Annotated in this window: 9 protein-coding genes; 4 read left to right on the top strand and 5 right to left on the bottom strand. The window is 63.9% G+C overall.

Annotation, left to right across the window (positions count from 1 at the left end):
* Positions 1-138 precede the first annotated feature (138 nt).
* Positions 139-741, bottom strand: coding sequence for a lipopolysaccharide kinase InaA family protein (locus B2V21_RS06610; RefSeq protein ID WP_056845335.1), 603 nt, complete (start codon positions 739-741; stop codon positions 139-141).
* A 262-nt stretch (positions 742-1,003) separates the two neighbouring features.
* On the opposite strand from B2V21_RS06610, the gene msbA reads away from it, so the two are divergent.
* Positions 1,004-2,812, top strand: coding sequence for a lipid A export permease/ATP-binding protein MsbA (msbA, locus tag B2V21_RS06605; protein WP_049862460.1), 1,809 nt, complete (start codon positions 1,004-1,006; stop codon positions 2,810-2,812).
* 394 nt (positions 2,813-3,206) lie between these two features.
* Positions 3,207-4,628: a bifunctional D-glycero-beta-D-manno-heptose-7-phosphate kinase/D-glycero-beta-D-manno-heptose 1-phosphate adenylyltransferase HldE gene (gene hldE, locus B2V21_RS06600; RefSeq protein ID WP_049862459.1), complete on the top strand. Its 1,422-nt coding sequence runs from the start codon at positions 3,207-3,209 to the stop codon at positions 4,626-4,628.
* 236 nt (positions 4,629-4,864) lie between these two features.
* On the opposite strand, the gene B2V21_RS06595 is transcribed toward hldE, so the two are convergent.
* The 4 genes from B2V21_RS06595 to B2V21_RS06580 are packed head-to-tail and all read right to left on the bottom strand — an operon-like array spanning position 4,865 to position 8,231.
* Positions 4,865-5,830: a hypothetical protein gene (locus tag B2V21_RS06595; RefSeq protein WP_049862458.1), complete on the bottom strand. Its 966-nt coding sequence runs from the start codon at positions 5,828-5,830 to the stop codon at positions 4,865-4,867.
* A gap of 41 nt (positions 5,831-5,871) precedes the next feature.
* On the bottom strand, positions 5,872-6,684 hold the full coding sequence (locus B2V21_RS06590; RefSeq protein ID WP_049862457.1) for an aldo/keto reductase: 813 nt from the start codon (positions 6,682-6,684) through the stop codon (positions 5,872-5,874).
* Positions 6,681-7,856 carry an NAD(P)/FAD-dependent oxidoreductase gene (locus B2V21_RS06585; RefSeq protein WP_286916381.1) on the bottom strand — a complete coding sequence of 392 codons (1,176 nt, stop codon included), beginning with the start codon at positions 7,854-7,856 and terminating at the stop codon, positions 6,681-6,683. Before B2V21_RS06585 ends, B2V21_RS06590 begins: the two co-directional genes overlap by 4 nt.
* Positions 7,857-7,898: 42 nt before the next feature.
* Complete coding sequence (locus B2V21_RS06580) at positions 7,899-8,231, bottom strand: DMT family transporter (protein WP_286916380.1); 333 nt, start codon at positions 8,229-8,231, stop codon at positions 7,899-7,901.
* A gap of 145 nt (positions 8,232-8,376) precedes the next feature.
* On the opposite strand from B2V21_RS06580, the gene waaA reads away from it, so the two are divergent.
* A complete protein-coding gene (waaA, locus tag B2V21_RS06575; protein ID WP_286916379.1) occupies positions 8,377-9,648 on the top strand; it encodes a lipid IV(A) 3-deoxy-D-manno-octulosonic acid transferase in 1,272 nt (423 codons plus the stop codon).
* A gap of 63 nt (positions 9,649-9,711) precedes the next feature.
* Positions 9,712-9,873, top strand: coding sequence for a YqaE/Pmp3 family membrane protein (locus tag B2V21_RS06570; RefSeq protein WP_082223739.1), 162 nt, complete (start codon positions 9,712-9,714; stop codon positions 9,871-9,873).
* Positions 9,874-9,904: the final 31 nt, after the last annotated feature.

Here is a 9,904-nt window from a genome sequence, read left to right as displayed (position 1 = left end):
CCGCTGCTACAGGGGGTGTGTTCTTGCGGGTACGCCGCGTGCGCCGCTGATGCGGGGGGTGCGGATTTCAGGCGGGCACCGCGATCCCCTGTAGCAGCGGTGCAAGCCGCGTCCGGCCATACTTCGTTGGGCCTGGTGTTATTTCAGAACGGCTTTGTTCAGCTCCGCCAACGGGAAACACGCGGTCAATCGCTCGCGCTCCAGGTAGCGGGAGAAATGCTCCAGATTGCGCTTGATCAAGCGCCTGGACAAAGGCCCTCGCGTGAAGCTCATGTCGGCCATGTCGATCAAGCCCAATGCCCCTTCGGGCGTGACGATCACATTGCCCAGGTGCAGCGAGCGGAAATACACCCCGCAGCGGTGCAGCTGGCGGACCAGGGCGATCAGTGGCTCAAGGCTCTCCTGCCAGGTGAACTCGGCAGTGTCCATCAACTGGCGCAGATTCCTGCCGGGCAAGGGCTCGTACAGCACGGCCGTCATGCCGGGCTTGTCCAGACGGTAGTGCTGCAGCACCTTCAAGGTCGGCACGCCCAGTTGCTGAAGACGCTGGGCATTGGCGATGAAACGCGCCGAATAAGGACGCAGCAACGCCGAGGAAAACAGGCGTTTGCGACGGAACAGCTTGAGGATGTTCCCGTCCGCGAGCAGGTACACTTTCGCGCCATGGCTGTCGGCCTCCAACACCTTGGCGCCAGCGGTCAGCGTGTCAAAAGCGGCCTGAGGAAGGCGGGTGCATTGCATCGTGATAAAGCCTTGATTGAAGAGGGCGGTTGGCATGATGCCCAAAAGCGGCGGCATGTTCTACCGCCAGGCCCACGGCAGTGCCTGGTTCGCGGCCACGGACCGCTCCTACGGGGGCAGTGTTTCTGTAGGAGCGGCCATTGGCCGCGAACCAGGCGCCGCGGTGTGTCAGGCAGACCACAGCGCGCCCTTTGCGGCCACGGACCGCTCATACAGGCCCCTGTGATAAAGTTCCCGTTCTACGCCAACAGTGAGTTAGACGATGAGTGATTCACCGCGCCCAGCGGAACAGGATTCAAGCCTGAAAATCTATTTGCGACTGCTCAGCTACGTTCGCCCCTACGTGGGCATGTTCCTGATCAGTATCCTAGGTTTCGTGATCTTCGCCTCGACCCAGCCCATGCTGGCCGGGATCCTGAAGTACTTCGTCGACGGCCTGAGCAATCCCGAAGCGGTGCTGTTTCCCAACGTGCCCTACCTGCGCGACCTGCAACTGCTGCAGGCGGTGCCGATCCTGATCGTGCTGATCGCCGCCTGGCAGGGTCTGGGTTCCTACCTGGGCAACTACTTCCTGGCCAAGGTATCGCTGGGGCTGGTCCACGACCTGCGTGTGGAGCTGTTCAACAAACTGCTGGTGCTGCCCAACCGCTACTTCGACACGCACAACTCCGGCCACCTGATCTCGCGCATCACCTTCAACGTGACCATGGTCACGGGCGCTGCGACCGATGCCATCAAGGTGGTGATCCGCGAAGGCCTGACGGTGGTGTTCCTGTTCATCTACCTGATCTGGATGAACTGGCAACTGACCTTGGTGATGCTTGCCATCCTTCCGCTGATTGCGGTCATGGTCGGCAGCACGAGCAAGAAATTTCGCAAGCAGAGCAAGAAGATTCAGGTCGCCATGGGCGACGTGACCCACGTGGCATCCGAAACCATCCAGGGCTACCGGGTGGTCCGCAGCTTCGGCGGCGAAGGCTACGAGCAGACCCGTTTCGCCAAGGCCAGCCAGGGCAATACCGACAAGCAATTGCGCATGACCAAGACCGGCGCGATCTACACGCCGATGCTGCAGCTGGTGATCTACACCGCGATGGCCGTGCTGATGTTCCTGGTGCTGTACATGCGTGGCGACGCCACTGCCGGTGATCTGGTGGCCTACATCACCGCAGCCGGTTTGCTGCCCAAGCCGATACGCCAGCTGTCCGAAGTCAGTTCCACGGTGCAGAAGGGTGTTGCCGGTGCAGAAAGCATCTTCGAGCAATTGGACGTTGCCCCCGAGCTGGACACCGGCACGGTGGAACGCGAGCGCGTCAGTGGCCTGCTGGAAGTGCGCAACCTCAACTTCACCTACCCCGGCACTGATCGGCAGGTGCTCAACGACATCAATTTCACTGCCAAACCGGGGCAGATGATCGCTTTGGTAGGGCGATCGGGCAGTGGCAAGTCGACTTTGGCCGGGCTGATCCCACGCTTTTATCATCACAACGAAGGCGAAGTGCTGCTCGATGGTGTGGAGATCGCCGATTATCAGTTGCGCAATCTGCGTCGGCACATTGCGCTGGTGACCCAGAGCGTGACGCTGTTCAACGACAGCATCGCCAACAACATCGCCTACGGTGATCTGGCCGACGCGCCGCGCGAGGACGTGGTGGCGGCTGCGGCAGATGCCTATGCCAAGGAGTTCGTCGATCGCCTGCCCGAAGGGTTCGACACGCAGGTCGGCGAGAACGGCGTGCTGTTGTCCGGTGGTCAACGCCAGCGCCTGGCGATCGCTCGGGCGCTGCTCAAGAATGCACCCGTGCTGATTCTCGACGAAGCCACCTCGGCGCTGGACACCGAGTCGGAGCGGCATATCCAGGCAGCGTTGGACCACGTCATGAAGGGGCGAACCACCTTGGTGATCGCCCACCGCTTGTCGACCATCGAGAAGGCCGACCAGATTCTGGTGATGGACCAGGGCCGCATCGTCGAGCGCGGCACCCACGCCCAGTTGCTTGCGCAGAACGGCTATTACGCCAGACTGCACGCCATGGGCCTGGACGAGCCGGCGAAAACCGACATCACCTGACCCCCTGTTTGCTCTGCCGGGCAGGGCACGGCACGTGGTCTGTGAGAGCGGAACTGTGAGAGTGGGGCTGTGGGAGTTGGGTTGTGGGAGCGAGACTGTGGGAGCGGGTCTCTGCCCGCGAAGGCCTCACCGCGATCTGCCTGCCCTACCGCGTCGTCTTCTTCGCGGGCAGAGCCCGCTCCCACAGGGGCGGGCCGGGCACGGCATTTGGTCTGTGGGAGCGGGTCTCTGCCCGCGAAGGCTTCACCGCGACCTGCCTGCCATACCGCGTCGCCTTCTTCGCGGGCAGAGGGCTCGGCCGCCCGCCCCGCTCCCACAGTAAGGGCAGGGGCGGGCCTATCGGGTGCTTGCGTGTTAATATCGCCGCCCTGTTCATTTTGTATGTGGGTTGCCCATGAAGTTATCCATGCCGCGATTCGAATCGGCCCCTGTATTGGTGGTCGGCGATGTCATGCTCGACCGTTACTGGCATGGCGGTACTTCGCGCATTTCCCCGGAAGCGCCGGTCCCGGTGGTCAAGGTCGAGCAGATCGAAGACCGTCCTGGTGGTGCCGCCAACGTCGCGTTGAACATCGCAGCCTTGGGCGCACCGGCTTCCCTGGTCGGCGTGACCGGGACCGACGAAGCCGCCGACAGCCTGAGCGACAGCCTCAAGGCCGCCGGCGTCACCGCGGTGTTCCAGCGCATTGCCCACCAGCCGACCATCGTCAAGCTGCGGGTCATGAGCCGCCATCAACAATTGCTGCGCATCGATTTCGAAGAAGCGTTCGCCACCGACCCAGCGGCGCTGGCCGCTGAGGTCGACGCGTTGCTCGACGGCGTCAAGGTGCTGGTCCTGTCTGACTACGGCAAAGGCGCCCTGAGGAATCACCAGGCGCTGATCCAGGCGGCGCGTGCACGCGATATCCCGGTGCTGGCCGACCCAAAGGGCAAGGACTTTTCGATCTATCGCGGTGCCAGCCTGATCACGCCCAACCTCAGTGAATTCGAAACCATCGTCGGCGGCTGTGCCGATGAGGCGGACCTGGTGGCCAAGGGCGCCACGCTGATGCGCGACCTCGAGCTGGGCGCCTTGCTGGTGACCCGCGGCGAGCACGGCATGACCCTGTTGCGCCCCGAGCATCCTGCCTTGCACTTGCCTGCACGAGCTCGTGAAGTGTTCGATGTGACCGGCGCCGGGGATACGGTGATTTCCACGCTGGCGGCGGCCATCGCAGCAGGTGAAGAACTGCCCCATGCCGTGGCGCTGGCCAACCTGGCGGCGGGTATCGTGGTCGGCAAGCTGGGGACCGCGGCGATCAGCGCGCCTGAACTGCGCCGGGCGATCCAGCGCGAGGAAGGTTCGGAGCGTGGTGTGTTGAGCCTGGAGCAGTTGCTGCTGGCGATCGACGATGCGCGTGCGCACAACGAGCGCATCGTGTTCACCAATGGGTGTTTCGATATTCTCCACGCCGGTCATGTGACGTACCTGGAGCAGGCCCGTGCCCAGGGTGATCGTCTGATCGTGGCAGTCAACGATGATGCTTCGGTAAGCCGCTTGAAAGGGCCGGGGCGACCGATCAACAGCGTCGACCGGCGCATGGCCGTGTTGGCGGGGCTGGGGGCGGTGGACTGGGTGATCAGTTTCGCCGAAGGTACACCGGAGAACCTGCTGACCCATGTGCGTCCGGATGTATTGGTCAAAGGCGGTGATTATTCGGTGGATCAGGTGGTAGGCGCCGACATCGTCAGTGCTTATGGCGGCACGGTGAAAGTGCTGGGCCTGGTGGAAAACAGCTCGACCACCGCCATCGTCGAGAAAATCCGCAGCCGTTGAAGCGTCGGGTTTTACCGCGTTCCCGCAAATGCACCGCGTCCACCGCCGACGCGGCTCGCGCCGCTGCTACAGAGACCGCATCCACCGCCGGCGCAAGCCGCGGTTTCCTAGGCACACCGCAAGTGCCGCCCCACGGTTCCAGCCCACACCCCCTGTAGCAGCGGCGCAAGCCGCGTCCGGCCACATCGCGGTTTCCCAGGCACACCGCACGACGGTAGCCGGTCGGGACAATGGGATTACTTGTGCAGACCGCTGCGCACCTTACGCACCAATACTCGCGCCTTGACCTTGAATTTCTCCAGGCTGGTACGTGGCTTCTTCGGGATGGCGAGGCCTTTTTCCGCCACCCAGTCACGCCACCGCACACGCTCGTCGCGTACCAGCCAGCCATCCTGTGCGGCGAAGCTCTCGGCCAGATAAACGCCCCGTGTGCTGGCAGCGTGCAGCTTGTCCTTCTTCAACGTGTACAGCTCGGCGACCGGCTGCCCGTCCTTCAAAGGAATCAGGTACAGGTCAGGCTTGCTGCGGCTCAGGCGGGTGATCAATTCGCCCTTTTCCAGCCGCTCCTCGACGTGGAACAGGCTCAGCCCCTTGGCCTGCGGCGGCACTTCCAGACGCAAGTCGTACACCAGCTGCAACGAAGCGGTCGGTACATGCACATACGCTCGTGGCCGTTCGATCAGGTTCAGGCTGCCGCACTTCACCGGCCGCGCCGCACCGGAGCGGGTGCTCAAGCGAAAGGGCAATTTCTCCTGATAGCGCAAGACCTGGTCATACGGTGTCGGCAGCCAGGTATCGTTGAAACGCCCGCCTAGCCAACCTTCCGACGTCTCCAGCAGGCATTCTTCGGCAATTTCCTGAATGGCCGTGTGCAGCGGCAGGTTCACTTCATGAGCCGGCACATAGCCAGAGATCAGCTTGAGCACCACGTCGCCGCGGTCTTCGCGGCGCTGGCGCACCAGCACCCAGTAGTCGCGGCCACGCCAGTTCAGGGTCAGCCGGACCGACACGCCGAGGTTGGCCAGTTCCACGCGAAAGCGTTCGCTGTCATTCACCTCGACCGGTTTGCGCCGCTCCAGGGTCTGGGCAAAATTCAACGGCATGCCCACGGCTTCATAGCTCAGGGCTTCGGGCGTGGCATCGACGGCAAGGGGCAGGGTCTTGAAATTGCCTGGATTCTTTCGGGTCAGGGTACGCGGCATTACGGCTCCTTCTTGCGTCGGGGTCGGCCGCGTCGGCGGCGTCAATTCCTGAGTAGCACGGCAGCGGCTGTCGCTACGTTGTGGGACAGGTGCAGCGGATTTATCGTTCCGACAATAGCACTGGCAACGCCTGGGTGAGCAAACAGCAGCTCGAAGCTGGCGCGCACCGGATCCACGCCCGGAGCCAGGCAGGCATGACCGCTGGCCAACGCCTTTTTCACCAGAATGGCCTTGCCGTGGGCGGCCGCGTAGTCGAGCACCGGGCGCTCGGACTGCTCGTTCAGGTTGTAGGTGACCATGGCGCAGTCCCCGGTTTCCAGGGCTTTGAGCCCGCCCTGCACGGTTTTGCCGGAAAAGCCGAAGCCGCGAATCTTGCCTTCGGCCTTCAGCGCCGCCAACGTCTCGTACACCTCACAGCCTTGGAGAATATCCAGATCGTTACCGTCCGAATGCACCAGCAACAGATCGATGAAGTCTGTTTCCAGGCGTTTCAAACTGCGCTCCACCGAGAAACGCGTGTGCTCGGCGCTGAAGTCGAAGCGTGACTGGCCCGATTCGAATTCTTCACCGACTTTGCTGACGATCACCCAGTCCTGCCGCTGACCCCGCAGCAGCGGCCCCAGGCGCTCTTCGCTGATGCCATAGGCCGGCGCGGTGTCGATCAGGTTGATGCCCAGCTGACGTGCCTGACCCAGCAACATGCGCGCGGCGCTGTCGTCGGGGATGGTGAAGCCGTTGGGGTATTTCACCCCTTGGTCGCGGCCCAGTTTCACCGTACCCAGGCCCAGGGGGGAAACCCGCAGGCCGGTGTCGCCCAGCGGGCGGTGCAGGTCGTGCAGGGTGGGCAGGCTCATGGCAGCAGTTCATCCCAGACAGGTGTGGCCAGGGCCGGCTTGGGCAGCTCTGGCAGGGGAGCATGGCTGTGCGGTGCAATGCCATCGCGCTGCAGGGCAGCGATGACGCGGTCGGCGAAATCCGGCGCCAGGGCCAGCTTGGTCGGCCAACCCACCAGCAAGCCGGGTTGATCGGCCAGAAACGCATTGTCCGGGCGCACCAGCCCGGATTGAGCGGGCTCGGCGCGATTGACCCGCAAGGTGGCCCAGCGCAGCTGGCTTTGATCGACCCAGGGCAGCAGTTGGCCGATTTCCTTCTGGGCAGCGGCGATCTGCTGCGCCGGATCGCGAGCCACGCCATCGGCTTCGGCGATCTCGCCACCCAGGTACCAGACCCATTGGCCGTCGGCCCCCGGATGGGTGGTGACGGTGATGCGCGGCTTCGGCCCGCCGCCCAGGCAATGGGCGTACAAGGGTTTCAGGTTGGCGCCCTTGGCCAGCACCATGTGCAGTGGTCGCCGCTGCATCGTGGGTTGTTCGACGCCTAGTTCCGCCAGCAGGGCCTGGATGCCTTCGCCGGCGCTGAGCACCACGCGCTGGGCGCGAATCACCCGGCCGTCAACGATCAGTCCGGCCAGCCGGTTCTGGTCATACAGTGGCACGATCCGCTCACCCGCCAGCAGCCCATCGCCGGCCAGCTCGGCGAGCCGAGCGACCAGGCTGGGCACGTCCACCACCAGCTCGGCCAAGCGATAGACCTTGCCCTTGAACGCGCGGTCCTGCAGAGCGGGCGGCAGTTGCTCGCCCTTGACCTGATCGACCCGGCCGCGCACGGCCTTGCTGGCGAAGAAGCTGGTGAGGTTGCCCGCCAGGGTGCCCGGCGACCACAGATAATGCGCCTCGGACAGCAGGCGCACGCCCGAAAGGTCCAGTTCGCCCTGGCCAGCCAGTGCTTCGCGCCAGCGGCGCGGCATGTCGGCGATGGCTTCGGAGGCGCCGGTCAGCGCGCCATGCAGGGCGTATTTGGCACCGCCATGAATGATCCCCTGGGCCTTGAAGGTCTGCCCGCCGCCCAGGCGCGCGTTCTCCACCAGCACCGTCGAATAGCCCAGGGCGCGCAGCCGCGCGTTGAGCCAGAGCCCGGCGACACCGGCGCCGACGATGACGATATCAGTGGACAGTTCAGACGGCATTGCAGACCTCGCAGGCTAGGACAGGCGGGGGAGTATACAGCCTCAGTGCCCGGTGGTTTTCGAGAACAGCTGGATCACCACCACGCCCAGCACGATCAGCGACATGCCGAGCATGGCCGGCAGGTCGAGCTTCTGCCCGTAGATGAGCAGGGCGGCGATGCTGACCATGACGATGCCCATGCCCGCCCAGATGGCGTAGGCGATACCCACCGGCACCGTGCGCACCACCAGGGTCAGCATCCAGAACGCGATGCCATAACCGGCCACCACCAGAAACAGCGGCAGCGGTGTGCTGAACCCTTTGACTGCCTTCATGGAGACAGTGGCGATCACTTCGGCGCAGATGGCGATGGCAAGAAAAGCATAGGCGTTCATGGTGGGGCTCCTGTTCGATGCAGGCATTCTAGGCGATGCACGGCCGGCGCGGGTTCGTCCATTTCGAGTGGCCACCGGGCAATCGGTTCGTAGGGTTGCGGCGGGCACTTGGTCAAGGATCATGACCTGAGTACACTTCGCCGCCATGAACAGAACTCTCTACACCTTGCTGTTTCACCTGGGGCTGCCGTTGCTGGCCGTGCGTCTGTGGCTGCGGGCGCGCAAGGCGCCGGCCTACGGGCAACGCCTGGGCGAGCGTTTCGCCTACCGGCTGCCGCCGATGCAGCCGGGGGGTATCTGGGTGCATGCCGTGTCGGTGGGCGAAAGCATTGCCGCCGCACCCATGATCCGCCAGTTGCTGCTGCGCCATCCCGAGCTGCCCATCACCGTGACCTGCATGACCCCGACCGGGTCGGAGCGCATCCAGGCACTGTTCGCTGGCGAGCCGCGCATCCAGCATTGCTACCTGCCGTACGATCTGCCGTGGGCATCCGGCCGATTTCTCGACCATGTACGACCGCGCCTGGCCGTGATCATCGAAACCGAGCTGTGGCCCAACCATATTCACCAGTGCGCCCGGCGCGGCATTCCGGTCGCATTGGCCAATGGCCGGCTCTCCGAGCGTTCGGCCAGGGGCTATGCACGTTTCTCTCGGTTGACCGCGCCAATGCTGGCGGAAATGAGCCTGCTGGCGGTGCAGACGCAAGTCGAAGCAGAGCGTTTTCTGGCATTGGGTGCGCGCCCCGAATGTGTGCAGGTGACCGGCTCGATCAAGTTCGATCTCAACGTCGACCCTGGCGTGCCTGTCCGCGCCGCTCGGTTGCGCGAACAGTGGCAGGCGAGCGAACGTCCGGTCTGGATCGCTGCCAGCACTCACGAGGGTGAAGATGAGGTGATCCTGGCCGCCCATCGTCAGTTGCTCGCCAGCCACGCCGATGCCTTGCTGATTCTGGTCCCGCGGCACCAGGAGCGTTTCGCTTCGATGCATGCGTTGTGCAAGGCCCAGGGTTTCACCACGGTGCAGCGCTCGCTCGATCAGCCGGTCACGGCGGCAACCCAAGTGCTGCTGGGCGATACCATGGGCGAGTTGCTGTTCCTCTATGCCCTGGCGGACATCGCGTTCGTCGGCGGCAGTCTGGTGGCCAATGGAGGGCACAACCCATTGGAGCCTGCCGCGCTGGCCAAGCCGGTGCTGAGCGGGCCGCACATGTTCAACTTTCTCGAGATCGGCGCGATGCTGCGCGAGGCTGGTGCATTGGTCGAGGTCGACGATGCACAGGGTCTGGCAACGGCAGTGCGACAGTGGATAGAACTGCCGCGTGATGCGGTGCGCAGCGGAGAGGCCGGGCTGGCCGTGATGCGCGCCAACCAAGGCGCGTTGAAGCGTCTGCTCGATGCCCTCGACGCCAAGCTTTAGCGCCACGCGGAACGCCGGGGGCGGCCCGAGGTCTGTTATGCATCGACCTCAAGGAGCTGCACCATGGACATCATTCGCATCATTTTCGCCATCCTCCTGCCGCCTGTCGGCGTGTTCATGCAAGTGGGCTTCGGTGGCGCTTTCTGGCTGAACATCCTGCTCACGTTGCTGGGCTACATCCCCGGCATCATCCACGCGGTGTACATCATCGCCAGCAGAAAGTAACAGCGCTGTTACCGGTGGGTTCGTCCTTCGA

The sequence above is a fragment of the Pseudomonas sp. UBA6276 genome (assembly GCF_002438365.1).
GTDB lineage: Bacteria > Pseudomonadota > Gammaproteobacteria > Pseudomonadales > Pseudomonadaceae > Aquipseudomonas > Aquipseudomonas coleopterorum.
This window is presented reverse-complemented; position numbering and strand designations above follow the sequence as displayed.